Genomic DNA, 26,313 nt, shown 5'->3' with positions numbered 1-26,313 from the left:
GGGCTCAGGCCGGGGCGCGCTCGCCGGCGGCCGCCAGCTCGTGGTGGTAGCGGCCGGTATGCAGCGACGACGGGCCGAGGCGCGCGTACTTGAACATCAGCGTGATCTCGATGATGAAGAGCGCCGTGTAGAACAGGATGAAGCCGGCCAGGCTCAGGTACAGGTCGGTCGGCGTCAGGCTCGACGCGGACAGGTGCGTCGGCAGGACGCCCGCGATCGTCCACGGCTGGCGGCCCAGTTCGGCGACGATCCAGCCGAATTCGATCGCGATCCACGGCAGCGGGATCGCCCACACCGCATAGCGCAGGAACCAGCGGCGGTTGTCCTGCAGCAGCTCGCGGCGCGCGCAGAACCAGAACGCGGCGACGAACGTCGCAAGGAACAGGAAGCCGAGGAACACCATGATCCGGAACGAGAAGAACACCGGCGCGACAGGCGGGATGGTCTTCTTCGCGGCGGCCTTGATCTGCTCCGGCGTCGCGTCGGTGACCTTCGGCGTGAACTGCTTGAGCATCAGCCCGTAGCCGAGGTATTCCTTGTGCTTGTCGAACAGCTCGCGGGTCGCGGCGCTGGTGTCGCCTTCCTTGATCTTCTGCAGCGCGCCGTAAGCGATCATCCCGCTCTGGATGTGCTCTTCGCTGCGCTTGGCGAGCTCACGCAGGCCGATCACCGGCTCGTCGATCGAGCGCGTCGCGATCAGGCCGAGCGCATACGGGATCTTGATCGCGTAGTCGGTGCGTTCTTCCTGCTGGTTCGGCAGCCCGATCAGCGTGAACGCCGCCGGCGCCGGTGCGGTCTCCCATTCGGATTCGATCGCGGCGAGCTTCATCTTCTGCACTTCGCCGGTCGTATAGCCGGATTCGTCGCCGAGCACGATCACGCAGAGCGTCGACGCGAGGCCGAAGCCGGCCGCGACCGCGAACGAGCGCAGCGCGAAATCGGTGTCGCGCTTCTTCAGCAGATACCACGACGACACGCCGAGCACGAACATCGCCGCCGACACGTAGCCGGCCGACACGGTGTGCACGAACTTCACCTGCGCGACCGGGTTGAACACCACGTCGAACAGGTTCGTCATTTCCATCCGCATCGTCTGGTAGTTGAACTCGGCGCCGACCGGGTTGTTCATCCAGCCGTTCGCGACGAGGATCCACAGCGCGGACAGGTTCGAGCCGAGCGCGACGAGGAACGTGACCATCAGGTGCTTGACCTTCGACAGGCGGTTCCAGCCGAAGAAGAACAGGCCGACGAACGTCGATTCGAGGAAGAACGCCATCAGGCCTTCGACCGCGAGCGGCACGCCGAAGATGTCGCCGACGTAGTGCGAGTAGTACGACCAGTTCGTGCCGAACTGGAATTCGAGCGTGATGCCGGTCGTCACGCCCATTGCGAAATTGATGCCGAACAGCTTGCCCCAGAACTGGGTCATGTCCTTGTAGACCTGCTTGCCGGTCATCACGTAGACGGCTTCCATGACGACGAGCAGCCAGGACAGGCCGAGGGTCAGCGGTACGAACAGGAAGTGGTAGAGCGCTGTGATGCCGAACTGCAGACGCGACAGATCGACGACTTCGCTACTTATCATGGTGGTCTCCCTCGGTAGAGGCGGGGGCCGGCACCGAGAGCAGCTTCTCGGCGACGGCGGCAGGCGGCAACGACATGTGCCTGGCCTGCGGGTGATTGAAGAATGCGTATTTGAGCGCCATCAGCAGGGCCAGCTTGACGAGCAGCACGATGGTGATGTCGCGGGCGAGCGTCGGGCCGCGGGCCCACGCGGCGAGGCGACCGCGCCAGCCGGTCGCGCCGCCCGTGGGCGCGGGCTTTTTATCGATCGAGATCAAGGCCATTATCCAGAATCGGTTTAAAGCAGGTTTGGGGCGACTCCACGTCGGATTGATGACGGCCGTTAAGCAGTTTTAAATCCTGTTGCGCCTGATGCATCAATTTTAAGAGGACGCTCGCGACGTGCCAGTGCCGCGCTGCGACGGACCGTCGCGAAGGGATCGTCGAAACTTGAGCTAGATCAAGCATCGGCGGAACAGGCGGCGTTTTGGTGAATACCCGATTGAATTGGTCAAATTATGGGCGAAAAAAAACCGCTGCCGGGCGGGCAGCGGTTTTCGATGAAGCGTTTTAATTCAGCGGGCGTTACGCGTATTCGGCGAGCGCCGTGCGCATTTTCTTCATCGCGCTCGCTTCGATCTGGCGAATGCGCTCCGCCGACACGCCGAACTCGGCGGCGAGATCGTGCAGCGTCGAGCCGCCCGAGCCGTCGTCGCCGACGTGCAGCCAGCGCGCCTCGATGATGCGGCGGCTGCGCGCGTCGAGCGCGTCGAGCGCCTGCGCGATGCCGTCCGTCTGCAGCATGTCGCGCTGGCGCGCAGCGAGCACGGCGGTCGGCTCGTTGTGCGAATCGGCGAGATACGCGATCGGCGCGTAGCTTTCCTCGCCGTCCTCGACCTGCCCTTCGAGCGCGATGTCGCCGCCCGACAGGCGGGTTTCCATCTCGGTGACTTCCTCGCGCTTGACGTTGAGCTCCTGCGCGAGGCCGTCGATTTCCTCGGGCGTCATCGCCTGCATGCCCTTCTTGTGGCTGCGCAGGTTGAAGAACAGCTTGCGCTGCGCCTTCGTGGTCGCGACCTTCACCATGCGCCAGTTGCGCAGGATGTATTCGTGGATCTCGGCCTTGATCCAGTGGATCGCATAGGACACGAGGCGCACGTTCTGCGCCGGATCGAAGCGCTTCACGGCCTTCATCAGGCCGATGTTGCCTTCCTGGATCAGGTCGCCGTGCGGCAGGCCGTAGCCGAGATAGTTGCGCGCGATCGACACGACGAGCCGCAGGTGCGACAGCACGAGGCGGCGGGCCGCGTCGAGGTTGTTCTGCTCGCGGAACTCGGTGGCGTACTGGCGCTCTTCCTCGGCCGTCAGCAGCGGAATACGATTGACTGCCTGGATATAGGCGTCGATATTGCCCAGCTGGCCCGGCAACATCGAATGGGACGCGAGCGCCAGCGAGCCTGCCGATTCGGCCTTAGCAGACGCCGGGCTCAGGGTGTTCGGAAGGGTCAGTGCGTTGCTCACTTAAGAAAACTCCTTTGGAATCAGGGATGAACCCCGGTCTCGGATGATTCCGCGGTCAATCTTAGCACTCCCGCCAACTGAGTGCTAATTCCTTAGAGGGGATGCGGGCTTTGGAGTTCCCGTTTTTCTATCGATTTGGCGGTATTGATAGTATTAGGCATGACCGCTCGAATGCCCGCAAGTTCCGTAACCTGTTGTTTTTCATGAGAATCAGTAGACGATTCTGATTTTTGTAGTTTCGGCAGCAAACCATTTCGTTTCGTGATGCCGATCCGAAAAGTCCTTTACCATACCATTCTGTTCGCTCGAGCCCAGTCGCCTGGCGGCTGGCTCCGTTCAACCCACAAAGTTGGAGTGTCAGATGAACAATAAGAACGGTCGGCGGCGGAGCCGGCTTGCGTTGCATGCGCTCCTGGCGGCGTCGCTGCTGGGCGGTTCAGGGGTGGCGCTGGCGGATCGCTGGGGGATTCAGGCGGGCGGCGGGTTTTCCGATCGCCACGGCATCGACAAGGGTAACCTCGGCGTGGTCTGGGATCCGGGCTGGACCTGGTGGGAAATCGGCGGCTGGCACTTCGCGTTCGTGATGGAGGGCAACGTCAGCTACTGGCATACGAACGGCAACGTCCACACGAGCATCTGGGAGTTCGGCGCGACGCCGATGCTCCGTTTCATCAAGAGCGCGGGCGCGGTCCGCCCGTACGTCGAAGCCGGCGCCGGCATCCGCCTGCTGTCTCATCCGACGATTTCGAACGATCTGTCGATGTCGACCGCTTTCCAGTTCGCCGACGTGGCGGGCGTCGGCGTGCAGTTCGGGCAGCGGCAACAGTACCAGGTCGGCTACCGCTTTCAACATGTGTCTAACGCGGGTATCAAAGAGCCGAATCCTGGTATAAATTTCCACCAGTTCTATCTGCAGTACAACTTCTGATCCGCACGCCCGCGCACGGCGTGCGCGTTGCCGAGGAGTCAGGCGATGGCGAAGGTGGTCGATGCGATCCGCGCGCTCGAGCGCGATCGGTTCCGGGCGATGGTGGATGCCGACGGCGAAGTGCTCGACGCGCTGCTGTCGGACAATGTGTTCTACGTGCACACCAACGGCAAACGGGAAACCAAGCAGCAGTTCATCGACGCCATCGCCGCCGGCCGCCGCCGCTATCGCCAGATCGAAATCCAGTCGCAGGACGTGCTGCCCGTGGGCGACGATACCTGCCTCGTCACCGGGCGCGCGCTGATCGAGATGGAAACGAACAACGGCGGCCTCGTGTTTCCGATTGCGTACACCGCGGTGCAGACGCAGGAGCAGGGGCGCTGGCGCCTGCTCGCGTGGCAGGCGACGCGGTGCGCGACCGAGACATGAACGCGCGTCGCGTTCCTTTTCGTGTCCCGTCCGAAGCGCCCTTCTGGGCCGCTTCCTGCTGGCCCGCGCAGCGCGGATCGCACGCTGCGCGGGCGGTTTCGCACCGCTCGCTGGCCTACTTCAAACCCTGATTCAAACCCTTATGCCGCCGCACGGCGGTCGGCGCAGTGCCACGCCGAGCGGTTGATCGCGCTGACGACCGCGTCGAGCGCGGCGCTCGCCGCATCGGCGTGTACGCCGACGCCGTGCCGCGGCGGCGCGTCGCCGACCCGGCAGCCGACCGATACCGCGATTCGTCCGTCGACCGTGCGCGCGTGTTCGCACGATGCGACGTCGATCGTGACGCCGGCCGCGGCCGCGAAGGCTGCCGCCGCGCGCCGCGCCGCCTCGTCGGGCGTCGCGCCGGCCGCGCTGGCGCCCGCGACGTCGCGGTTCCGCCAGCGTGCGCTGCCGCCGCTGCGCGCGGCCGGGCCCTCGGTTTCGAAGAATTCGCGTGCGAACAGCGCGCAGATTGCGTCACCCGTCACTTCCTCGCCGGATGCGTCGGCGAGCGTCTGCACCGCGTGGCTGAACTCGATCTGCACGCGGCGCGGCGGCGTGAAGCCCATCCCGCGTTCGAGCAGGAACGTCGCGCCGCCCTTGCCGGACTGGCTGTTCACGCGGATCACCGCGTCGTAGCTGCGGCCGAGATCGGCCGGATCGATCGGCAGGTACGGCACCTCCCAGATCGCGTCGGGCCGTTGCTGCGCGAAGCCCTTGCGGATCGCATCCTGGTGCGAGCCGGAGAATGCGGTGAACACGAGGTCGCCCGCGTACGGGTGGCGCGGATGCACGGGAATCTGGTTGCAGCGCTCGACGACGCGGCGCACCGCGTCGATGTCGGAGAAGTCGAGGCCCGGATCGATGCCCTGCGTGTAGAGGTTCAGCGCGAGCGTGACGAGATCGACGTTGCCGGTGCGCTCGCCGTTGCCGAACAGGCAGCCTTCGATGCGCTCGGCGCCCGCGAGCAGCGCGAGCTCGGCAGCGGCGACGGCGGTGCCGCGGTCGTTGTGCGGATGCACGGACAGCACGATGCTGTCGCGATAGCCGAGGTTGCGGTCCATCCATTCGATCTGGTCGGCGAACACGTTCGGCGTCGCGGCTTCGACGGTCGCCGGCAGGTTGACGATCATCTTGTGGTCGCGGGTCGGCCGCCAGGTCTGCGCGACCGCGTCGCACACTTCGCGCGCGAACGACAGCTCGGTCATGCTGAAGGTTTCCGGCGAATACTGGTAGGTCCAGTGCGTGTCCGGGCGCGCCATCGCGTGTTCCTTGATCATTCGCGTGCCGTCGACCGCGAGCGCCTTCACGTCGTCCTTCGACATCCCGAACACGATGCGGCGGAACGACGGGCAGATCGCGTTGTACAGGTGCACGATCGCGCGCGGCGCGCCTTCGAGCGCGTCGAACGTGCGGGCGATCAGGTCTTCGCGCGATTGCACGAGCACTTCGATCGTCACGTCGTCGGGAATGCGCTTCTCGTCGATCAGCCTGCGCACGAAATCGAAGTCGGTTTGCGACGCCGACGGAAAACCGACTTCGATCTCCTTGAAGCCGATCGCGACGAGCATCTCGAAGAATTCGAGCTTCTGCTCGATGCTCATCGGCTCGATCAGCGACTGGTTGCCGTCGCGCAGATCGGTGCTCATCCAGACCGGCGCGCGCTCGATCGTACGGGTCGGCCACTTGCGGCCGTTGATGCGGACGGGTTCGAACGGTCGGTACTTTTCTTGCGGGTTGCGCTTCATCTTCGGGACCTCGGGTCTCAAGTCGCGAGCGAAGACGGGCGGCACGAGCGTCGGTTGACGCTGCCTCGCACCGTGGCGCCGGAACGCGCTGCGGATGCGGATGATCTTCGCGGATCGGCCGACGGATAGACGGACGAAAGCTGACGACTTCGGTTGTAAAAACTGCGAGAGGGGTACTGCGAGGAACTGCTGGGAGGGACCGTGCGGACAGCACACGGCGCTACGACAGCCTTAGGCTAGTCGTAGCGATAGCGGCCGCGCTAGGCGGCCGGAGGTAATTCGGAGGGTGTTCGGAAAGGAACGCATGGCGACAACTCTATGCCAGGATGCCCGCGCGTGTCAAATGGGGCGCGTCGGATGGCGTGCGTCGCGTGCGGCGGCGCCGGAACGGGTCCGGCGCGCCATTGCGTGCTCAGGCGCCGCGGCGGACGATGCGCACGATCGTCTCGACCTGGCGCGCGACCGTCTCCGGCACCGGCATCTCGCCGCGCAGCACGGCGTCCGTCCAGGCCGCGGTCGTGGCCGCGTCGCGCGATTCGGGCAGCGCGACGGGCGGCGCGTCGGCTGACGAGCGTTCCGCTTCGATCAGCGTGTCGCAGATGCCGTCATGCAGCCAGTCGACCTGCACCTGGCGCCGCGTGTCGGCGACCGCCTCGCCTTCGGTGCCGCGCGCGAGCAGCGCGCCGCCCAGCGCCGCGTCCGGATGATCGCGGAACAGCTGCGCGAGACTGTCGCGGTACGGCGGATGCGTGTAGTTGACGAGCCGCAGGCCGGCGGGCGCGAACGGCTGCAGGATCTTCACGAGCGTATGCGTAGAGTTGCGCACGCCGAGCACGCCCCGCATCGCCAGCAGGCGCGCGAGCTGCGGCGCGAGCGTGTCGATCGGCGCGAACGCGACGCGGCGTTCGGCGAGCATGTCCTCGATGGCGTCGTGCGACGGCGACGGCGCGATCGACAGCGCGTCGAAGATCTCGGCGCTCGTCACGCGGCCCGGGTCGTGCGTGACGCCGTGCACGAGCACCGGCACGCCTTCGCGCGCGAGCAGGAGCGCGAGCAGCGGCACGAGGTTCGGCTGCTTGCGCGCGCCGTTGTAGCTCGGGATCGACACCGGGCGGAACGCGCCGTCGCGCACGTGCACGGGCTCGAACGACGCGTGCGCGGCGGCCAGCATCGCGGCCAGCTCGTCGGCGGTCTCGCCCTTCAGTCGGTACGCGATCAGGATCGCGCCGAGTTCGAGGTCCGACACGCGCGCATCGAGCATCGCCCGATACAGCTCGAAGGTGTCTTCGGCGGACAGCGCGCGCGCGCCATGCGGGCCGCGCCCGATTTCCTTGATGAAGCGGGCGCTGTGGAACGGCTCGGCCGGGCGGGCGGCGGGATCGTGGGAAGCGGTCATCGAAGCGGGGTGGGGCGGCCGCCGTCGGGGCCGCGCATCTGATGTGAGGAACCTTCCCAGTATCGCATGTGCGCGGATCCGGCAAGCGCGCGGAGGCGCGGCGCCGCGCGCTACACTGATGCATCCGGCGACGCGTGCGTCGGCCTCGGCCCCCGGGGGCCGGCCCGCCGCGCGCTGCCCGTGCCGCGCACGCCGGCTTCCGGCCTGCGCGTTCGCCGGCCGATCACGACAACGAGAGACATCCGATGAAGCTTTACAGCTATTTCCGCAGTTCCGCGTCGTATCGCGTGCGGATCGCGCTGCACCTGAAGCAGCTGCCGTTCGACTACGTGCCGGTGCACCTGCTGCGCGACGGCGGCCAGCAACTGAAGGACGAATATCGTGCGCTGAGCCCGGATTCGCTGGTGCCGACGCTCGTCGACGGCGACGCGGCGCTGCAGCAGTCGCTCGCGATCGTCGAGTACCTGGACGAGACCCATCCCGAGCCGCCGCTGCTGCCGAAAGCGCCGCTCGACCGCGCGTACGTGCGGTCGATCGCGCTGCAGATCGCGTGCGAGATCCACCCGCTCAACAACCTGCGTGTGCTGAAGTACCTGAAGCACATGCTCCAGGTGCCGGAAGAGGCGAAGAACGACTGGTACCGCCACTGGATCGAGGCGGGTTTCGCGACGCTGGAAGCGCGCCTCGCGAACGATCCGCGCACCGGCAAGCTGTGCTTCGGCGACACGCCGACGCTCGCCGACATCTGCGTCGTGCCGCAGGTGTTCAACGCGAACCGCTTCGCGATCGACACGTCACGCTTCCCGACGATCCAGCGGATCTACGACCATGCAATGACGCTCGACGCGTTCAAGGCGGCCGCGCCCGGCGCGCAGCCCGACGCCGAGTGAGGCAGGCCAAGGACGGGTCAGCCGCATGAAAAAGGGCGCCCGCGGGCGCCCTGTGTGCGGCAGGATGCGCGGCGCTCAGCCGAGCAGCGCGTCCGCGAATTCCACTGCGCTGAACGGCTGCAGGTCCTCGACTTTCTCGCCGACGCCGATGAAGTAGACGGGCACCGGGCGCTGCCGCGCGATCGCGGCGAGGATGCCGCCCTTCGCGGTGCCGTCGAGCTTCGTGACGATGAGGCCGGTCAGGCCGAGCGCGTCGTCGAACGCCTTCACCTGCGTGAGTGCGTTCTGGCCCGTGTTCGCGTCGATCACGAGCAGCACTTCGTGCGGCGCGCCGTCGTGCGCCTTCGAGATCACGCGCTTCACCTTCTTCAGCTCTTCCATCAGGTGCAGCTGCGTCGGCAGGCGGCCTGCGGTGTCGGCCATCATCACGTCGATGCCGCGCGCGCGCGCGGCGCTGACCGCGTCGAAGATCACCGCGGCCGGATCGCCGCTTTCCTGCTGCACGACCGTCACGTTGTTGCGCTCGCCCCAGATCGTCAGCTGTTCGCGGGCGGCCGCGCGGAACGTGTCGCCCGCGGCCAGCAGCACCGACTGGTCGAAGCTCTGCAGGTGCTTTGCGAGCTTGCCGATGCTGGTTGTCTTGCCGGCGCCGTTGACGCCCGCGATCATCATCACGAGCGGCTGCGCGCGGCCGAGCATCAGCGATTTCTCGAGCGGCTTCAGCAGGTCGACGAGCAGGTCGTGCAGTGCGGCCTTGACCTGCTGCGGATCGGTGAGCCGGCCCGTGCGCACTTTCTCGCGCAGCGCGTCGAGCAGGTATTCGGTCGCGTCGACGCCCGCGTCGGACATCAGCAGCGCGGTCTCGAGCTCCTCGTACAGGTCCTCGTCGATCTTCGTGCTGACGAACACGCCGGTGATGCTCGAACTGGTCTTCGCGAGCCCGGACTTCAGGCGCGCGAGCCACGATTTCTTCGCGTTGGGCTCCACGGCGGGCGGCGGGACGATCTCGACCGTCTCGACGACCTCGCCGCGGCCGCCGTCGGCCGGGGTGACCGTCATCACGACGGCGGGCGCGGCCGGTTGCGGCGCCGCGCCGCCGGTCGGAGGCGCGGATTCGCGCGGGGCCGGCGCCGGCTGCGGCGCGGGCGCGTCGACGGACTGCGCGTCCGCCTGCGGCTCGGCGGCCGACGGCGCTTCCGCGGGCGTCGGCTCCTGCGTTTTCTTGAATCGTTTGAAGAAACTGAACATGGTCTGGCGTCGGGAAGAGGGCGGTCCGTCGCCGTGGAAGGCGCGGACTGCGTGCGGGCTGCCGCGCGCGACAGCCGAAACCTCGCATTTTATCAGGCGCAGCGCGGCGCTCGCGCCAGCGCGCGACGCCGCTGTGGTAACGTGCGCCTGTTTGGCGGCGCGCCCCGTTCGCGCCCGGTCCTCCGTTCGATATTCCTCCCGCATGTCCCGTTCATCCCGTTCATCCTCCGGCCGCCCCGCGGCCCCCACCAGCCGCGGCAAGCCGCACACGATCCGCATCATCGGCGGCGACTGGAAACGCACGCCGCTCGCGGTGCTGGATCTCGACGGCCTGCGCCCGACGCCCGACCGCGTCCGCGAGACGCTGTTCAACTGGCTCGGCCAGGACCTCGACGGGCAGCGCTGTCTCGACCTGTTCGCCGGCACCGGCGCGCTCGGCTTCGAGGCCGCATCGCGCGGCGCGGCGAGCGTCGTGATGGTCGAGCGCCATCCGCGCGCGGCGCAGCAGTTGCGCGCGATCCGGGACAAGCTCGGCGCGCGCACGGTCGAGGTCGCGGAGGCCGATGCGCTGCGGCTCGCGGCCGGCCTCGCGCCGGGCGCATTCGACGTCGTGTTCCTCGACCCGCCGTTCGGCGACGCGGCCGTGCTCGCGCGCGCGATCGCGCTCACTGCACCGCTGGTTGCGCCGGGCGGCGCGCTGTACGTCGAGACGGGCGCGGAACTCGACCCGGCCGGGCACGACGCGCTCGCCGGCTGGGAGATCGTGAAGCATGGCAAGGCCGGCGCGGTCCACTATCATTTGCTGCGACGCGAAAATGATGAATAATGCGCGTTCCAAAACGAGGCGACGTGCGACAGGCGACGTTTGCCCAGCTCGGCAGTGGCGTGCGCGTCGCACGGCTGCACCCCCATTTGCGTGATGACAGGAGGAGCGACATGGTAGTCGCCGTGTATCCGGGTACGTTCGATCCGCTGACGCGTGGCCACGAAGATCTCGTGCGGCGCGCGTCGAGCATTTTTGATACGCTGGTCGTCGGCGTCGCCGACAGCCGCGCGAAAAAGCCGTTCTTCTCGCTGGAGGAACGTCTGGAGATTGCGAACGAGGTGCTCGGCCATTACCCGAACGTGAAGGTGATGGGCTTCACCGGCCTGCTGAAGGATTTCGTCCGCACCAACAACGCGCGGGTGATCGTGCGCGGCCTGCGCGCGGTGTCCGATTTCGAATACGAGTTCCAGATGGCGGGGATGAACCGCTATCTGCTGCCGGACGTCGAGACGATGTTCATGACGCCGTCCGACCAGTACCAGTTCATTTCGGGGACGATCGTGCGCGAAATCGCCCAGTTGGGCGGAGATGTCAGCAAGTTCGTGTTCCCGTCGGTCGAGAAGTGGCTGACGGAAAAAGTGGCCGCAATGGGCCAGGGCCCGGCCGCGTGATGCGGCGCCGGCCGGTTTCTCCCCGAAGCCGGCCGCCGGCCTGAGCAAGTGAGATCAGTATGGCTTTGATGATTACCGACGAGTGCATCAATTGCGACGTGTGCGAGCCTGAGTGCCCGAACGGCGCGATTTCGATGGGCCCGGAAATCTACGTGATCGACCCCGGCAAGTGCACCGAGTGCGTCGGCCATTTCGACGAGCCGCAGTGCCAGCAGGTGTGTCCGGTCGAATGCATCCCGCGCGATCCGCAGCACGCGGAAACGCACGCGCAGTTGATGGAGAAGTACCACGCGCTGATCGCCGCGAAGGGCGACGACGTGCAGCAGTGACGCAATGAAGGGCCGGGCGGCGCGTGCCGCCCGCGCCGTTTTCAGCCCAGCAGGTCGCGCAGCGCCGCGACGAGCGCGTCGCACTCGGCATCGGTGCCGACGGTGATGCGCAGATGCTGGTCGATCCGCGGCAGCTTGAAGTGCCGCACGAAAATCTCCCGCTCCTTGAGCCGTGTCGCCAGCGTGGCCGCGTCGTGCGCCGGATGGCGCGCGAACACGAAATTCGCGGCCGACGGCACGACGTCGAATCCCAGTGCTTCCAGCGCCTGCGTGAGCCGCGTGCGGCTGTCGATCACGCGCCGGCACGTCGCGTCGAAGTACGCGTCGTCCTCGTAGGCGGCGCGCGCCGCGACCTGCGCGAGGCGGTCGAGCGGGTACGAGTTGAAGCTGTCCTTCACACGGTTGAGCGCGTCGATCAGGCCGGCATCGCCGAATGCGAAGCCGACCCGCATCCCCGCGAGCGAGCGGGCCTTCGACGTCGTATGGACGACCAGCAGGTTCGGATAGCGGTCGATCAGCGAGATTGCCGACTGCGCGCCGAAATCCACGTACGCCTCGTCGATGACGACCGCCGACGACGGATTCGCGGCGGCGATCCGCTCGATGTCCGCGAGCGGCAGCGCGCGGCCCGTCGGCGCGTTCGGGTTCGGAAACAGCACGCAGCCCGCGTCGTCGAGGTAGTCGTCGACACGGATCGAGAAATCGTCGGCGAGCGGCAGCGCCGTGTATGGCACGCCATACAGCCGCGCATAGGTCGGATAGAAGCTGTACGTGATGTCTGGGAAGCGCAGCGGCCGGTCGTGCTTGAGCAGCGCCTGGAACGTGTGCGCGAGCACTTCGTCGGAGCCGTTGCCGACGAACACCTGGTCCGGCGCGATGCGGTGATGGGCGGCGACCGTCTCGCGCAACTGGCGCGCGAGCGGATCGGGATAGCGGCGCAGCGTGTCGCCGGTTTCGCCGAGCTCGTGCGCGATCGCCGCGACGACGCGCGGCGACGGCGGATAGGGATTCTCGTTGGTGTTCAGCTTGACCGGATGCGCGAGCGCGGGCTGTTCGCCCGGCACATAGGGCACGAGTTGCTGAACGACTTCGCTCCAGTAACGGCTCACCGCACGACTCCTGACGGGTAAAACGACGAGATTACCTCATGCGCGGCATGCGGTGCGCGCGGCGGCTGCGCTCAGCCGTTGCGATGCAGCAGCATCGTCGCGCGGTCGAGCTCGCCCTTGACGACCATCGGCATCACGGCGAGCGCACGTTCGATCGACGCGTCGATCACGTCCTGCTCTTCGCGGCGCGGCGGCTTCAGCACGAAATTCGCGACGTCCGGCTTCGCGCCGGCGCGTGCGCTTTCGGGGATCAGGTCGCGCGGATGGCCGATGCCGATCCGCAGCCGCCAGTATTGCTGCGACGACAGGTGTGCGGAAATGTCCTTGAGGCCGTTGTGGCCGCCACTGCCGCCGCCGCGCTTCAGCTTGACGGTGCCGGGCGGCAGGTCGAGCTCGTCGTGCGCGACGAGGATCTGGTCCGGCAGGATCTTGAAGAATTGCGCGAGCGCGACGACCGACTGGCCGGAGCGGTTCATGTACGTCTGCGGCTCGAGCAGATGCACTTCCTCGCCGTGCAGGCGGGCCTTCGCGTAGAAGCCGTGGAAGCGGCGCTCGTCGCGCAGCGTGGCGCCTGCTTCGCGGGCCAGCTGGTCGATCAGCCAGAAGCCGGCGTTGTGGCGCGTCGCGGTGTATTCCGCCCCGGGATTGCCGAGGCCGACGATCAGTTTGATCATGACGTTTCGATGGCGGCGGCGAGCCGCCTGGGCGCAAAAAAGAAAAACCCGCCGGGGGCAAGCCGCGGCGGGTTGCGTCGACCGTTTCGGAAAACGGATCGAAAGGGCGCTTAGGCAGCCGGCGTTTCGCCTTCGGCCGCGTCCGACACGGCGCCAGCCGGCAGCGCTGCCGACGCGACGACCGGGTTTTCAGCGTCGACGTGCGAGGTCAGCGCAACGCCCTTCGGCAGCGTGATGTCCTTCGCGTGCAGCGACTGGCCCGCTTCGATCTTCGACAGGTCGATTTCGAGGAATTCCGGCAGGTCGGCCGGCAGGCACTCGACTTCGATTTCCGTCGCGACGTGCGAGACGATCGCGCTCGACAGCTTCACGGCCGGGCTGACTTCAGCGTTCAGGAAGTGCAGCGGCACCTTCGTGTGCAGCTTCTTCTTCGCGTCGACGCGCTGGAAGTCCACGTGCAGCACGAGTTGCTTGAACGGGTGGTACTGAACGTCACGCAGCAGGACTTGCTGCGATGCGCCGGCCACTTCGAGGTCGAGGATCGACGAGTGGAAGGCTTCCTTCTTCAGCGCGTGCCACAGCGCGTTGTGATCGAGTTCGATCATTTGCGGGGCGGCTTCGCCACCGTAGACGATACCCGTGGTCTTACCAGCGTTGCGCAGGCGGCGGCTCGCACCCGTACCTTGCTGTTGGCGCTCGAAAGCGACGACTTTCATGTGATTCTCCATATGCTGCCCGCGACCAGGCAGTAAGACGGGCCGTCATAACGGCGGCCCCTGACGAAACGGCCGGGGTTTCGTACGTCCCGGCCGATTGTGCAAAAAGCGAAGCGTTGCCGCTTCGCTTTTCGCGCATGCTTTGCTTGTCGGTATCCCGATCAGGATTCCGCGAACAGCGACATCACCGAATCGCCGCGGCGGATCCGCGAGAACGTCTCGGCCAGGAGGCTCGCGCTCGTCAGCGAGCGGATCTTCGAGCAGGCCAGCGATTCTGCGGACAGCGGGATCGTGTCGGTGACGACCAGTTCGTCGAGCGCCGATGCGGCGATGCGCTCGGCGGCGCCACCCGACAGCACCGGGTGCGTCGCATATGCGAACACCTGCTTCGCGCCGCGATCCTTCAGCACTTGCGCGGCCTTGCAAAGCGTGCCCGCGGTGTCGACCATGTCGTCCATGATCACGCAGGTGCGGCCTTCGACTTCACCGATGATGTTCATCACTTCGGCGACGTTCGCCTTCGGGCGACGCTTGTCGATGATCGCGAGATCACAATTGAGCTGCTTCGCGAGCGCACGGGCGCGGACCACGCCGCCGACGTCCGGCGACACGACGAGCAGATCCGAGTAGTTCTGCTTGCGCAGGTCGCCCAGCAGGATCGGCGTCGCGTAGATGTTGTCGACCGGAATGTCGAAGAAGCCCTGAATCTGGTCGGCGTGCAGATCCATCGTGATGATCCGCTCGACGCCGGCGATTTCCAGCATGTTCGCGACGATCTTCGCCGAGATCGCGACGCGCGCCGAACGCGGGCGGCGATCCTGGCGGGCGTAGCCGAAGTAGGGGATGGCTGCGGTGATCCGGCCGGCGGATGCGCGCTTGAGCGCATCGACCATGATCATCAGTTCCATCAGGTTGTCGTTGGTCGGCGCGCACGTGGATTGCAGGACGAAGACGTCCTTGCCGCGCACGTTTTCCTGGATCTCGACCTGGATCTCGCCGTCGGAGAAACGGCTGACCATTGCCTTGCCGAGGGGAATACCAAGGATATTGACGACTTCCTGGGCAAGCGCGGGATTCGCGTTGCCAGTAAAGACCATCAAGCCATCATGGCTGTGGCTGCTCATCGTGCACCTGCTTCGGGCTTTGGGCGGGAAATGCGGGAAAATTTTTGGCAGGGGAGGAAGGACTCGAACCCTCGCATGCCGGAATCAAAATCCGGTGCCTTGACCAACTTGGCGACTCCCCTACACTTAACTGACAACTCCGCCGGACTGTAGGTCATCCGACAAAGTAAAACTTCATGACGCGAAAGCGAAGAGCGGATGCTCGTTCAGGCTCTCGGCAACTGCGCCGTTCCAACCGGCGGGCAGTTTGGCTTTCACCGCTTCTGCCTCGTGCTTGCTGCGAAATACTGCAAACACGCTTGCTCCGGATCCGGTCATCCTTGCAGGGGCCACATCATACAACCATTTGACCACCTGTGCAACTTCCGCGTACTTACTTGTCACAACTTGCTGCATGTCATTCCGACCGAAACTATCTGGCCATCCTGCGTCGCTGCTTTGTCGTGCAAGAAAGTCTGTAATTGTGACTGGCTTTGAATCTCTTGTCAACAACTCATCTGAAAAAATTTCAGCGGTCGGGACATGAACGCTTGGCGTCACAACCAGGAACCAGCGAGTCGGCAATTCTACCTCAGCTAATTCTTCTCCGATACCCTCTGCGAACGCATTTTTTCCAAAAATAAAAAACGGCACGTCCGCGCCGAGTTTCACCGCGAGCGACTGCAATTCCGCGCGCGGCAGATTCAGCTGCCACAGACGGTTCAGCGCGAGCAGCGTGGTCGCCGCGTCGGAGCTGCCGCCGCCGAGGCCCGCGCCCATCGGCAGGCGCTTGTCGATCTCGATGTCGACGCCGGCCGTCGCGCCCGTGTGCGCCTTCAGCAGGTTGGCGGCGCGCACGACGAGGTCGCTTTCCTCGGGCACGCCCGGCACGTCGGTCGCGCGCGCAACCTTGCCGTCGTCGCGCAGCGTGAAGTGCAGCGTGTCGCCCCAGTTCAGCAGCTGGAACACGCTCTGCAGGTCGTGATAACCGTTCGGGCGGCGGCCGGTGATGTGCAGGAACAGGTTGAGTTTCGCGGGCGCAAGGCAATTGCGCAGCGAGCGGGTCGAGTCGGTCATGCTGGTGTCGTGTCAGGCTAGGCGCGCGTGCTCACTGGTCGAGCACGAGCTTGATGTCGAGCGGCGGCGTCGCGCGCACGAGGTTCACGCGCTTGACGCCGGTGGCCGGCGCATCCGCGTACGAGAGGTAATCGATCGTCCAGCCGTCCTGGCGGATCTGCTTGATGCGCGCGCCGTCTTCGGCGTCACGCACGGTCGCGGCCGGCGACGCGGGCGCGGGCGTCGGCTGCAGCCAGTAGCGCAGCCCGGCGAGCGGCAGCGAAAAGCCGAGCGTGTTCTGCATCAGCTGGTCGACGTCCGTCGCGAACTGCGGCTGGCGGTTCGGCAATTCGAGCGACGCGGTGCGCGGCGACGACTTCACGACCGCGAGCGTCTGGCCGAGCGGGCTGCGCAATTCGAGCGATACGTCGTCGCCGTATTCCTGCCAGTCGAAGTTGCCGTACACGTTCTGCTGCCTGCCGAGGCGGTCGTTGTACTGCACCGCGAAGCGGCCGTGATACGCGTGCGTCGCGGCCGTCTGCAGCACGCCGCCGGGTGTGCTCGCCGACGGCGGCGTGCTCGCGCAGCCGGCGAGCGCAAGTGCCGCGCCGGCCGCGGCGATGCCGCGCACCGCACGTGAGGACAGGGAAAACATCCGGGCCATGCGCATCACAGGCCGTTGATCTGGAGGCGCTTGAGCGTCTGCACGAGCGTGTCGTTGTCCGGCTCGAGCTTCTGCGCCGCGCGCCACGCGGTGCGTGCTTCTTCCTGCGCGCCGCTCTTCCACAGCACCTCGCCGAGATGCGCGCCGATTTCGGCGTTCGGCTGCAGGTCGTATGCGCGCCGCAGGACCTTCGTCGCGCCGGCGGTGTCGCCCATCCGGAATTTCACCCAGCCGAGGCTGTCCATGATGTACGCGTCGTTCGGCGCGAGCGCGTTGGCCTTCTCGATCAGCTTGCTGGCTTCCGGCAGGCGCTGGTTGCGGTCGGCGAGCGAATAGCCGAGCGCGTTGTATGCCTGCGGGTTGTCGGGCTGCGTGCGGATCAGTTCGCGCAGCTGCTGTTCCATCGTCGTGTAGTGGCCGGTCTTCTCGGCCGCCATCGCGTAGTCGTAGCGCAGGTCCGGATCGTCCGGGAAATCGGCGACGGCCCGCGACAGGCGCATCTCCGCTTCGCCGTAGCGCTTCGCGGTAAACAGGATCGACGCGTCGGTGCGCGCGATCACGGCGGCGTCGCGCGGATCGTTGACCGGCAGGTTGTCGAGCACCTTGCGCGCCTCGTCGGTCTTGCCCTGTTTCTGCAGCAACTGCGCGCGCGTGATCTGCGCGGGCAGGTAGTGCTGGCTCGTCTGGTCGACCTTGTCGAGCCATTGCGACGCGGTCGCGTCGTTGCCCTGGTCGATCGCGATCTGCGCGAGGTAGATGTAGCCCTGGCCGACGTCGGCGTTCGGCTGCTTCGCGCCGAGCTGCACGTACTGCTTCAGGTAGGCCGTCGCGTCGTCGAGCTTCTTCTGCTGAATCTTGATCAGCGCGAGCGCCATCAGCGGCGTCGGATCATTCGAGTCGAGCTTGCGCATCGTCTCGAACTGCTTCTGCGCGTCGTCGAGGCGTTCGTCCGCGAGATACAGCTGCGACAGCGCGAGCCGCGCGTCGCGCGACTTCGGATTCTGCTGAACATATTTCTCGAACGACGCGATGCCGGCCGCGCGCTCCGCGGGGCCCATCTGCGACAGCATCAGCGCCGCGGGTAGGTAGTCCGGCCGGATCTGCAGCGCCTGCTTCAGCGATTGCGCGGCGCCGTCCTTGTCGTCGACGGCGAGCTGCTGGCGGGCGATCGCGAGTTGCGCCTCCGGGCGGTTCATGTCGTTCTTCAGCATGTCCCGCAGCACTGCGAGGCCGCCGACGCGGTCGGCGCCGCGCGCGAGCAGCGCCTGCAGCGCGAGGATCGCGGGGCCGCGCGTGTCGCCTGTCGCGCGCGCAAGTTCGCGCGCGAGCATCGGCTGCGCGTCGGCCGGCTTGCCGGCGAGCACCAGCAGCGCGGCGTCGACCTGCGATGCGCGGTTCGAATCCGGCGCGTACTGGCGCCACAGGTTCGCGGCCGACAACGCATCGGCCGGGCTCTGCGCGGCGAGCGCGATTTCGGTCGCGCGCTGCGCCATGCGCGGGTCGCGCGTGTCGCGCGCGAGCGCGAGATACGTCTGGAACGCTGGCGCGGGCTGGTTGCGCTGGAGCGCCACTTCGGCGGCCAGCACCTGATAGACGATCTGGCTCGTCAGCGGCACGCTCGGGAGATTCTTTTTCTCGTCCGGCAACACATGGTCGAACGCGCCCTGCGGCTCGTCGTCGTCCGGCGCAGGCATCTGCGCGTGGGCCGGAACGGCGGCGAAGGTCCATGCGGCGATCAGCGCGGCGCCAAGCACGCGGCGGACCGGGAAGGCGCGCAAGCCGCGCGCGGCGGCGGGGCGCTTCTGAAGCAGCTTCAAGGGCAGGGTCATGGAAATCCGTTCGATGTTTCGGTCGATTGTAACGCGCTCGCTACAATACACGCACAATCACGACAATCAGTTTGAGACTCGCAGAACATGCCAGAGTTGCCAGAAGTCGAAGTGACGCGCCGGGGTATCGAACCCTTTGTCGCGGGGCGGCGCGTCGAGCGCGTCGACGTCCGTACCGCAATGCTGCGCTGGCCGGTGCCGGCCGGGCTCGCGGAACAGTTGCGCGCGCGCGAGGTGCTCGGCGTCGAGCGGCGCGGCAAGTACCTGCTGTTCGAGGTCGACGCCGGCTGGTTCATCGTGCATCTCGGCATGACGGGCACGCTGCGCGTGCTGCCGACCGCCGGCGCGCCGCCCGCCGCCGCGAAGCACGATCACATCGACTGGATCTTCGACGAATTCGTGCTGCGCTACCGCGATCCGCGCCGCTTCGGCGCCGTGCTGTGGCATCCGCGCGAGGCAGGCGACGTGCACGCGCATCCGCTGCTCGCGAGCCTCGGCGTCGAACCGTTCTCGCCGGCCTTCAGCGGCGCGCTGCTCCATGCGCGCACGCGCGGGCGCTCGGTGTCGGTGAAGCAGGCGCTGCTCGCGGGCGACATCGTCGTCGGCGTCGGCAACATCTATGCGTCGGAGAGCCTGTTCCGCGCCGGCATCCGGCCGACCACCGCCGCCGGGAAGGTGTCGCTGCCGCGTTACGAGCGGCTGGCCGATGCCGTGCGCGCGACGCTCGCCGACGCGATCGAGCGCGGCGGCAGCACGTTGCGCGATTTCGTCGGCAGCAACGGCGAGAGCGGCTACTTCCAGCTCGACTGCTTCGTCTACGATCGCGCGGGCCTGCCTTGCCGCGTGTGCGGCGCGCCGATCAGGCAGATCGTGCAGGGCCAGCGGTCGACCTATTTCTGTCCGACGTGCCAGCGTTGAAACCTTTCTCCATTTTCTCGTCATCTTGAAGCCGCCCCGTATCGCTCCCGCTCCGTTTCCCGTCACGCCGCTGCACCGCACGTTCGCCACGCGCCTGATCACGTGGCAGCGCGCGCACGGACGCCACGACCTGCCGTGGCAGAACACACGCGATCCCTATCGCATCTGGCTGTCGGAAATCATGCTGCAGCAGACCCAGGTGTCGACCGTCGTGCCGTACTATCTGCGCTTTCTCGAGCGCTTCCCGGACGTCGCCGCGCTCGCCGCCGCGCCGGCCGACGACGTGATGGCGCTATGGGCGGGCCTCGGCTACTACTCGCGCGCGCGCAACCTGCACCGCTGCGCGCAGGTGGTGGCCGCCGAGCACGGCGGCGCGTTCCCGGCGACGCCGGACGCGCTCGCCGAACTGCCCGGCATCGGCCGCTCGACCGCGGCGGCGATCGCGTCGTTCGCGTTCGGCGCGCACGCGACGATTCTCGACGGCAACGTGAAGCGCGTGCTCGCGCGGGTGTTCGGCGTCGAAGGCTTCCCCGGCGAGAAGCGCGTCGAGAACGACATGTGGGCGCTGGCCGAATCACTGCTGCCCGATGCCGCGAATGCAGCCGACGTGAGCGCGTATACGCAGGGCTTGATGGATCTCGGCGCGACGCTGTGCGTGCGCGGCAAGCCGGATTGCGCGCGCTGCCCGTTCGCCGGCGATTGCGTCGCGCAGTCCACCGGCCGGCAGCGCGAATTGCCGGCCGCGCGTCCGAAGAAGAAGGTGCCGACGCGCAAGACCTGGATGCTCGTGCTGCGCGACGGCGATGCGGTGCTGCTCGAGCGGCGGCCGCCGGCGGGCATCTGGGGCGGGTTGTGGAGCCTGCCGGAAGCCGACGGCGACGCCGCGCTCGCCGACCGCGCGCGCGGTCTGGGCGGCGGCGGGCCGGTGCCGCTCGCGCCGCTCACGCACACGTTCACGCATTTCAAGCTTGAGATCGAGCCGCGGCTGAGCGAGATGGGCGAGCACGGCGGCAGTGACGTCGTCGCGCAGGACGCGCAAACCGCATGGGTGCCGCTGAGCGGACTCGACGCGTACGGCGTGCCCGCGCCGGTGCGCAAGCTGCTCGATGCGTTGAGCGGACCGCTGCTGTAACTCGCGGGGAACGCGCGCGGCGGGCGCTCAGAGCCAGCCGTGCCGGTTCAGCACATGATGCACGGCGTCGATGCGCGCGCCGACGTCGGGAAACTCCATCAGCTTCTGCCGCGCGCGCAGATCGAGCGGCAGCAGTTCGGCGAGACGGTTCGACACCCAGCTCGGATCGTCGAGCCGGAACGGCTCGCAGAACGGCAGCTTGTCCGGCTCGTTCTTCTGCTTCAGCGCATCGATGATGCGCTCCAGCACCTCCGCGCACGCGCCGAACTGCGCGAGCGCCTGCTCGCCTTCGAGCGGAATGTCGTCGGGCAGCGGCTCGGCGATGCCGACGAGCAGCCCGTTCGCCTCGACGCGGTACGACAGCAGTTCGAAGCGCTGCGTGCCGATCGCCTGCAGAAACAGCATCCCGAATTCGCCGGTGTCGCATTCGACGATGCGCGCCATGCAGCCGATCGTTTCCGGCACCGACACCGCGCCTTCCTGCGCGACTTCCGGTCCGCTTTTCAGCAGGCAGACGCCGAACGGCGCGTTGTCGCGCAGACACGCACGCGACATGTCGAGATAGCGCGCCTCGAACACCTTGAGCGGCAGCAGCCCTCCGGGAAACAGCACGGTATGCAGCGGAAACAGCGGCAGGTCGAGCAGGGTGGTGGAGAGAGAGGACATGGCGCGCTGACGGGGAAGCGGCGTCGCTAGGGTCTTGCGACCGCGGTCACGAGCCGCGACGACGCGCCGACATCCACCGGTGCGTCACGATGCCGCACGATCACGTTCGCCTCGGCCGCGAGGCGCGTGGCGAGCGTTTCCGCGATGAAGACCGAGCGATGCTGCCCGCCCGTGCAGCCGATGGCGACGGTCAGGTAGCTGCGATTGTCTTCGCGGAAGTGCGGCAGCCATTTGATGAGAAACGCATGGATGTCGTCGATCATCTGGTGGACGATCGGCAGTGCGTCGAGAAACGCGATGACCGGCTGGTCGAGCCCGGTGAGCGGGCGCAGCTCATGGTCGTAGTACGGATTCGGCAGCGCGCGCACGTCGAACATCAGGTCCGCGTCGAGCGGCACGCCGCGCTTGAAGCCGAACGATTCGAACGTCAGCATCAGGTCGTGGTTCTTCTGCTCGATGAACCGCTTGACCCAACTGCGCAGCGCGTTCGCGCGCAGGTTGCTGGTGTCGATCTGATGGCCGAATTCGGCGAGCGGCGCGACCAGGTCGCGCTCGCGCTCGATCGCCTCCTCGAGCGACGACAGCAGGCCGACGTCGGCGTCGTGCGACGGCGAGCCGGACAGCGGATGGCGGCGGCGCGTCTCGGAAAAGCGCTGGATCAGCGCCTGGGTGCTCGCGTTGAGGAACAGCACGCGCACGTCGTGCTCGCGCGACAGCGCGCGGATCAGGCCGGGCATTTCGTCGAGCGACGCGCTCGAACGCGCGTCGATCGCGACGGCGAGCCGCCGCTGGCCTTCCTCGGCCAGGTAGCGGGCCAGCTCGGGCAGCACGTGCGGCGGCAGGTTGTCGACGCAGTAGAAGCCCGCGTCCTCCAGCGCGTTCAGCGCGACGGACTTGCCGGAGCCGGAAATGCCGGTGATGAGAACTATGCGCATGGGAAGCAGAAAATCCTGACGTTTCATCATAGCACCGGCACGACGCGCCCGCGCCGCGCGCCTGCACCGGTGCCGGTTATACGAGCTTGCCGGGGAACTGGCTATCGGGATCCTGCATCGCGAGTCGTTGCCGATCCATGAAATCGCGCAGCGTGTCGATGCCGCGCAACTGCAGGATCGTGTTGCGGACCGCCGCCTCGACCAGCACCGCGAGGTTGCGGCCGGCCGCAACCTGGATCGTGACCTTGCTGATCGGCAGGCCGAGCACGTCGACCGTCTGGCTTTCGAGCGGCAGGCGCTGGAACTCGCCGTCGGGGCGCCGCACCAGCTGCACGATCAGCTTCAGCTTCATTTTCCGCCGCACGGCCGTTTCGCCGAAGATCGTCTTGATGTCGAGCAGGCCGAGGCCGCGCACTTCGAGCAGGTTCTGCAGCAGCGGCGGGCAGCGCCCTTCGACGAAATCCGGACCGAGACGCACGAAATCGACCGCGTCGTCGGCGACGAGGCCGTGGCCGCGGCTGATCAGCTCGAGGCCGAGTTCGCTCTTGCCGAGGCCCGAGTCGCCCGTCAGCAGCACGCCCATCCCGAGGATGTCGAGGAACACGCCGTGCAGCGTGGCGCGCGGCGCGAGGATGCGCGACATGTAGAGGCGCAGGCTGTCGATCACCGCGGCGGCGGACATCGGCGTCGTGAACAGCGGCGTCGATGAGCGCGTGCACCGCAGCACCAGTTCGGGCGGCGCCGCGGCGCCGCCGGCGACGACGAGGAACGGCGGTTCGAGGGCGATCAGTTCGGCCATGTGGCGCGAGCGGTCTTCGTCGGTCTGCCGCTGGTAGTAGTCGATCTCGGCTTCGCCGAGCACCTGGATCCGGTTCGGGTGGATCAGGTTCAGGTGGCCGACGAGGTCGGCGCTCGACGTCGCATTGGCGACGGTATCCGCGGAAAAGCCGCGCTCCCAGCCTTCATGCCCCGTCAGCCAGCTGAGCTTCAGCGTGGCGGCGTTGTCGTCGAAGATGCTCTGGGCGTTGATGCTGGACGTATCCATGAGTCCGTCACTCCATTGAGCCGGTCAATGAGCCGGTGCGCGCAGCGACGGCCGTCGCCACGCCGGGCCGGCGCCGGGCGGCCCGGGCCGGCGGCGCGTGCCGCCTGGTTCGGGAAAATGTACCGCCCGGATCAACTCAAGGTTGCCACTGAGTGAGCAGGCTGTGCAACTCCGCGCGATCCGGTTCGTTGTGCAGACGCTCGCGCGCATCGCGGTCGGACAGCAGCTGCGCGATTTCCGACAGGATCTCGAGATGCTGCTGGGTGGCTTGCTCGGGAACGAGCAGGAAGATCAGGAGCGAAACGGGCTGGCCGTCGGGCGCCTCGAACGGAATCGGATCGGCGAGCCGCACGAACGCGGCGAGCGGATGCTTGAGGCCCTTGATGCGCCCGTGCGGAATCGCGACGCCTTCGCCGAGCCCGGTCGAGCCGAGGCGCTCGCGCGCGAACAGGTTGTCCGTGACGGTGCTGCGGGCGATGCCGTTCTGATTCTCGAAGATCAGCCCGGCTTGTTCGAAGACGCGTTTCTTGCTGGTGACGGAGAGGTCGATGACGACGTTCTCTAGGGGCAGGATTTTGGCTAGGCGATTCATGTTGGCAGGCGATAGGGCGGCCTGGGGTCTCCTCGCGGCGGCAGACTGATTTTCCATGTTTGGCAATATCAAGGCGTTAGGCGATGGAGACCTGCAAGGCACGGTGACCGTACCCAACGCCCCCCGGCAATAACCGAAGCATTATAGAACACGGGCGCGAGCGTGGCGCGGATGCGGGCGGCGCTGCGCCGGACACAAAAAAAACCGCCCGGCGAACCGGGCGGCGTGGCGATGCGGGTATCGCAGGTCATTGCGGCGGCACTTCGATCTGTTCGAACTGCTCGACCGCCGGCTGAAGCTTGATCGGATCGTGCGCGTGCGTTTGCAGGCGCTCCATGTGCTTCACGACCTGACGGTCCAGCTTGTCGATCAGCAGGTCGATTGCCGCGTACAGGTTGCCGTTTGCGCTTTCGACGAAGATGTCCTTGCCCTTCAGATGCAGATTGATTTCCGCGCGTTGCTGCTTGTCCTTTTCCTTGTGGTTGTCGACCGAGAGGATCACAGTGCCATCGATCACCTGATCGCTATGCCGTAGCACCCGGTCCAGCTTGGTGATCACGTATTCGCGAATTGCAGGCGTGACTTCGAGATGATGTCCACTGATCTTCAGGTTCATAGTGCTTCTCCAAGCGAGTGACCACGCGGCCGCATCGAGGCGGCGCTCCGGTCGACATGCCCGTGCCGCACGGTGCGGCAGTTGGCGGACAAGTCGCCCGGCCTGTTCCCCGTATGCGCGGTGGCCGGAACACGCCTGCCGCCGGGCAGGCAGCAGGCTTAAAGAGACTTGCGCAGATTCACTGCCGGGATCTTGAGGGCTTCGCGATACTTGGCAACCGTGCGGCGCGCGACCACGAAGCCTTGTTCTGCCAGCAGTTCGGCAATGCGGCTGTCCGAAAGAGGCGATTTGGTGTCTTCGGCTCCTATCAGTTGCTTGATCAGGGCACGGATGGCGGTCGACGATGCGGCGCCACCGGTGTCGGTCGAGACGTGAGATCCGAAGAAGTACTTAAATTCAAGCGTCCCGAACGGGGTCAGCATGTACTTCCCGGTTGTCACACGGCTGACAGTCGACTCGTGTAGGCCCAGCGTATCAGCTATTTCCCGCAAAACCAAGGGGCGCATGGCAATTTCGCCGTGCGCAAAGAAATTCTTCTGACGTTCGACAATAGCCTGCGCAACTCGCAGGATCGTGTCGAACCGCTGCTGGATATTCTTGATCAGCCAGCGCGCTTCCTGCAGCTGCTGCTTGAGCGAACCCGCGGACGGATCGCCGCGGCTGTTGCGCAGGATGTTCGCGTAGAGATTGTTGATCCGCAGGCGCGGCACGACTTCGGGATTCAGCTCCGCCTGCCAGCCCTGGCCGACCTTCTTCACGATGATGTCGGGCACGACGTAGTCCGCTTCGGCCTTGCCGTACGCGGCGCCGGGGAACGGCTCCAGCGAGCGGATCAGTGCGTGCGCGTCGCGCAGCGCGTCGTCGTTCGCCTTCAGGTGCTTGCGCAACCGCGTGAAGTCGCGCGCGGCGAGCAGCTCGAGATATTGCGACACGATCTCGAGCGCGAGCGTGCGCGTCGGGGACGGATCGAGCCGCAGCAATTGCAGCTTCAGGCACTCGGATGCCGAGCGGGCCCCGACCCCGGCCGGGTCGAAGCTGTGCAGCAGCGCGAGCGCGGCGTTCAGTTCGTCGCAATCGACTTCGAGTTCGGGCGGCAGGTCGGCGAGCACCTCGTCGAGCGTGGCGGTCAGGTAGCCGTCGTCGTCGAGCGATTCGATCAGGAACATCACGAGCGCACGGTCGCGCGGCCCGGCCTGCGTGACGCGCAGCTGCGCGGACAGGTGGTCGCGCAGCGACGTCGCCGCTTCCTGGACCTGCAGCGGCGGCAGGTCGTCGTCATCCGACGCGCCGCTCGCGCGGCCGAATTCGTCGAGGTTCCATTGCGGGCCGTCGCTGTCGCCGGACGCGTAGCCGTCGTAGTCGTCGGCCGCGGCAGGCTCGTCGCGTTCGGTGCGCTCGCCGGTCTGGCCGGCGCCGTTCGTGGCCGCCATCGGCTCGGCGTTCGACGCGGGCGGCGTCTGCGCGATCAGCGAACCGTCCGCGGCAACGCGCAGCGGGCTCGCGATCCATTCGTCGTCGCTCTCGAGCAGCGGATTCTGGGCGACCGCCATCGCCACTTCCTGCTGCAGTTCGAGCGTCGACAGCTGCAGGAGCCGGATCGACTGCTGCAGTTGCGGCGTCAGCGCCAGGTGTTGCGACAGGCGGAGTTGAAGGCTGGCTTTCATGGCAAGGAGGGAGTCATACCGGAAGTTTGCCACGACCCAGGCGCCTTGAGCCATCCGCGATTACGC

Annotated in this window: 27 protein-coding genes and 1 tRNA gene; 8 read left to right on the top strand and 20 right to left on the bottom strand. The window is 66.7% G+C overall.

Annotated features, from left to right (window positions below; all coding sequences use genetic code 11):
• Nucleotides 1-4: 4 nt before the first annotated feature.
• The 3 genes from KY49_RS20390 to rpoH form a co-directional block, all read right to left on the bottom strand.
• Entirely contained in the window at nt 5-1,585 is a 1,581-nt protein-coding gene (locus tag KY49_RS20390; protein WP_042586359.1) for a cytochrome ubiquinol oxidase subunit I, read from the bottom strand.
• Nucleotides 1,575-1,847, bottom strand: coding sequence for a cytochrome oxidase putative small subunit CydP (gene cydP / locus KY49_RS20385; protein WP_059719449.1), 273 nt, complete (start codon nt 1,845-1,847; stop codon nt 1,575-1,577). Before cydP ends, KY49_RS20390 begins: the two co-directional genes overlap by 11 nt.
• Nucleotides 1,848-2,148: 301 nt before the next feature.
• Entirely contained in the window at nt 2,149-3,084 is a 936-nt protein-coding gene (rpoH, locus tag KY49_RS20380) for an RNA polymerase sigma factor RpoH (protein WP_042586358.1), read from the bottom strand.
• Nucleotides 3,085-3,445: 361 nt separating this feature from the next.
• On the opposite strand from rpoH, the gene KY49_RS20375 reads away from it, so the two are divergent.
• Together KY49_RS20375 and KY49_RS20370 are read left to right on the top strand one after the other, a co-directional pair.
• A complete protein-coding gene (locus tag KY49_RS20375; RefSeq protein ID WP_042586357.1) occupies nt 3,446-4,012 on the top strand; it encodes an acyloxyacyl hydrolase in 567 nt (188 codons plus the stop codon).
• A gap of 45 nt (nt 4,013-4,057) precedes the next feature.
• A complete protein-coding gene (locus tag KY49_RS20370; protein WP_042586356.1) occupies nt 4,058-4,441 on the top strand; it encodes a nuclear transport factor 2 family protein in 384 nt (127 codons plus the stop codon).
• Nucleotides 4,442-4,581: 140 nt separating this feature from the next.
• Here the strand turns inward: KY49_RS20370 and leuA are convergent, their stop codons facing one another.
• Nucleotides 4,582-6,228, bottom strand: a complete 1,647-nt coding sequence (gene leuA, locus KY49_RS20365) for a 2-isopropylmalate synthase (RefSeq protein WP_042586355.1) — start codon at nt 6,226-6,228, stop codon at nt 4,582-4,584.
• Nucleotides 6,229-6,640: 412 nt separating this feature from the next.
• Nucleotides 6,641-7,624, bottom strand: coding sequence for a DNA-binding protein YbiB (ybiB, locus tag KY49_RS20360; protein WP_042586354.1), 984 nt, complete (start codon nt 7,622-7,624; stop codon nt 6,641-6,643).
• A 245-nt stretch (nt 7,625-7,869) separates the two neighbouring features.
• On the opposite strand from ybiB, the gene maiA reads away from it, so the two are divergent.
• The gene (gene maiA, locus KY49_RS20355) at nt 7,870-8,514 is read left to right on the top strand and encodes a maleylacetoacetate isomerase (protein ID WP_042586353.1); all 645 of its coding nucleotides are present in this window, start codon (nt 7,870-7,872) and stop codon (nt 8,512-8,514) included.
• A gap of 75 nt (nt 8,515-8,589) precedes the next feature.
• Here maiA and ftsY read toward each other — a convergent pair whose 3' ends face one another.
• On the bottom strand, nt 8,590-9,762 hold the full coding sequence (gene ftsY, locus KY49_RS20350) for a signal recognition particle-docking protein FtsY (protein ID WP_042586352.1): 1,173 nt from the start codon (nt 9,760-9,762) through the stop codon (nt 8,590-8,592).
• Between the two features lie 202 nt (nt 9,763-9,964).
• On the opposite strand from ftsY, the gene rsmD reads away from it, so the two are divergent.
• The 3 genes from rsmD (at nt 9,965) to KY49_RS20335 (ending at nt 11,528) form a co-directional block, all read left to right on the top strand.
• Entirely contained in the window at nt 9,965-10,588 is a 624-nt protein-coding gene (gene rsmD, locus KY49_RS20345; RefSeq protein WP_042586351.1) for a 16S rRNA (guanine(966)-N(2))-methyltransferase RsmD, read from the top strand.
• Between the two features lie 110 nt (nt 10,589-10,698).
• Nucleotides 10,699-11,199: a pantetheine-phosphate adenylyltransferase gene (coaD, locus tag KY49_RS20340; protein WP_010090649.1), complete on the top strand. Its 501-nt coding sequence runs from the start codon at nt 10,699-10,701 to the stop codon at nt 11,197-11,199.
• Between the two features lie 59 nt (nt 11,200-11,258).
• Nucleotides 11,259-11,528, top strand: coding sequence for a YfhL family 4Fe-4S dicluster ferredoxin (locus KY49_RS20335; RefSeq protein ID WP_042586350.1), 270 nt, complete (start codon nt 11,259-11,261; stop codon nt 11,526-11,528).
• 41 nt (nt 11,529-11,569) lie between these two features.
• Here the strand turns inward: KY49_RS20335 and hisC are convergent, their stop codons facing one another.
• The 8 genes from hisC to KY49_RS20295 form a co-directional block, all read right to left on the bottom strand.
• The gene (gene hisC, locus KY49_RS20330) at nt 11,570-12,637 is read right to left on the bottom strand and encodes a histidinol-phosphate transaminase (protein ID WP_042586349.1); all 1,068 of its coding nucleotides are present in this window, start codon (nt 12,635-12,637) and stop codon (nt 11,570-11,572) included.
• Between the two features lie 71 nt (nt 12,638-12,708).
• Entirely contained in the window at nt 12,709-13,311 is a 603-nt protein-coding gene (gene pth / locus KY49_RS20325; protein ID WP_042586348.1) for an aminoacyl-tRNA hydrolase, read from the bottom strand.
• Nucleotides 13,312-13,421: 110 nt separating this feature from the next.
• Nucleotides 13,422-14,027: a 50S ribosomal protein L25/general stress protein Ctc gene (locus tag KY49_RS20320; protein WP_042586347.1), complete on the bottom strand. Its 606-nt coding sequence runs from the start codon at nt 14,025-14,027 to the stop codon at nt 13,422-13,424.
• Nucleotides 14,028-14,188: 161 nt separating this feature from the next.
• Nucleotides 14,189-15,151, bottom strand: coding sequence for a ribose-phosphate pyrophosphokinase (locus tag KY49_RS20315; RefSeq protein WP_010090655.1), 963 nt, complete (start codon nt 15,149-15,151; stop codon nt 14,189-14,191).
• A gap of 45 nt (nt 15,152-15,196) precedes the next feature.
• Nucleotides 15,197-15,273: transfer RNA gene (locus KY49_RS20310), tRNA-Gln, on the bottom strand.
• 52 nt (nt 15,274-15,325) lie between these two features.
• Entirely contained in the window at nt 15,326-16,207 is an 882-nt protein-coding gene (ispE, locus tag KY49_RS20305; protein ID WP_042586346.1) for a 4-(cytidine 5'-diphospho)-2-C-methyl-D-erythritol kinase, read from the bottom strand.
• Between the two features lie 31 nt (nt 16,208-16,238).
• The gene (gene lolB, locus KY49_RS20300; protein ID WP_042586345.1) at nt 16,239-16,856 is read right to left on the bottom strand and encodes a lipoprotein insertase outer membrane protein LolB; all 618 of its coding nucleotides are present in this window, start codon (nt 16,854-16,856) and stop codon (nt 16,239-16,241) included.
• Complete coding sequence (locus tag KY49_RS20295; protein WP_042586344.1) at nt 16,856-18,679, bottom strand: tetratricopeptide repeat protein; 1,824 nt, start codon at nt 18,677-18,679, stop codon at nt 16,856-16,858. Before KY49_RS20295 ends, lolB begins: the two co-directional genes overlap by 1 nt.
• A gap of 87 nt (nt 18,680-18,766) precedes the next feature.
• Between KY49_RS20295 and mutM the strand changes: the two genes are divergently transcribed.
• Both mutM and mutY read left to right on the top strand, forming a co-directional pair.
• On the top strand, nt 18,767-19,597 hold the full coding sequence (gene mutM, locus KY49_RS20290; RefSeq protein ID WP_042586343.1) for a bifunctional DNA-formamidopyrimidine glycosylase/DNA-(apurinic or apyrimidinic site) lyase: 831 nt from the start codon (nt 18,767-18,769) through the stop codon (nt 19,595-19,597).
• A gap of 25 nt (nt 19,598-19,622) precedes the next feature.
• Nucleotides 19,623-20,729: an A/G-specific adenine glycosylase gene (mutY, locus tag KY49_RS20285; protein WP_042586342.1), complete on the top strand. Its 1,107-nt coding sequence runs from the start codon at nt 19,623-19,625 to the stop codon at nt 20,727-20,729.
• 27 nt (nt 20,730-20,756) lie between these two features.
• On the opposite strand, the gene KY49_RS20280 is transcribed toward mutY, so the two are convergent.
• The 6 genes from KY49_RS20280 to KY49_RS20255 all read right to left on the bottom strand — a co-directional run bounded on the left by KY49_RS20280 (nt 20,757) and on the right by KY49_RS20255 (nt 26,247).
• Nucleotides 20,757-21,395 (bottom strand): LON peptidase substrate-binding domain-containing protein, encoded by a 639-nt coding sequence (locus tag KY49_RS20280; protein WP_042586341.1) that lies wholly within the window; start codon nt 21,393-21,395, stop codon nt 20,757-20,759.
• A gap of 26 nt (nt 21,396-21,421) precedes the next feature.
• Nucleotides 21,422-22,330, bottom strand: a complete 909-nt coding sequence (gene rapZ, locus KY49_RS20275) for an RNase adapter RapZ (RefSeq protein ID WP_042586340.1) — start codon at nt 22,328-22,330, stop codon at nt 21,422-21,424.
• A 76-nt stretch (nt 22,331-22,406) separates the two neighbouring features.
• Nucleotides 22,407-23,375: an HPr(Ser) kinase/phosphatase gene (gene hprK / locus KY49_RS20270; protein WP_010090664.1), complete on the bottom strand. Its 969-nt coding sequence runs from the start codon at nt 23,373-23,375 to the stop codon at nt 22,407-22,409.
• Between the two features lie 136 nt (nt 23,376-23,511).
• Nucleotides 23,512-24,024, bottom strand: a complete 513-nt coding sequence (locus tag KY49_RS20265; RefSeq protein WP_029226338.1) for a PTS sugar transporter subunit IIA — start codon at nt 24,022-24,024, stop codon at nt 23,512-23,514.
• 190 nt (nt 24,025-24,214) lie between these two features.
• Nucleotides 24,215-24,583, bottom strand: a complete 369-nt coding sequence (gene hpf / locus KY49_RS20260; RefSeq protein ID WP_010090666.1) for a ribosome hibernation-promoting factor, HPF/YfiA family — start codon at nt 24,581-24,583, stop codon at nt 24,215-24,217.
• Nucleotides 24,584-24,741: 158 nt separating this feature from the next.
• Entirely contained in the window at nt 24,742-26,247 is a 1,506-nt protein-coding gene (locus KY49_RS20255; protein ID WP_042586339.1) for an RNA polymerase factor sigma-54, read from the bottom strand.
• Nucleotides 26,248-26,313: the final 66 nt, after the last annotated feature.

The organism is Burkholderia sp. MSHR3999, from assembly GCF_000833595.1.
Taxonomy (GTDB): Bacteria; Pseudomonadota; Gammaproteobacteria; order Burkholderiales; family Burkholderiaceae; genus Burkholderia; species Burkholderia ubonensis.
The sequence above is the reverse complement of the archived record's forward strand: the minus strand, read 5'-3'. Positions and strand labels throughout refer to the sequence as shown.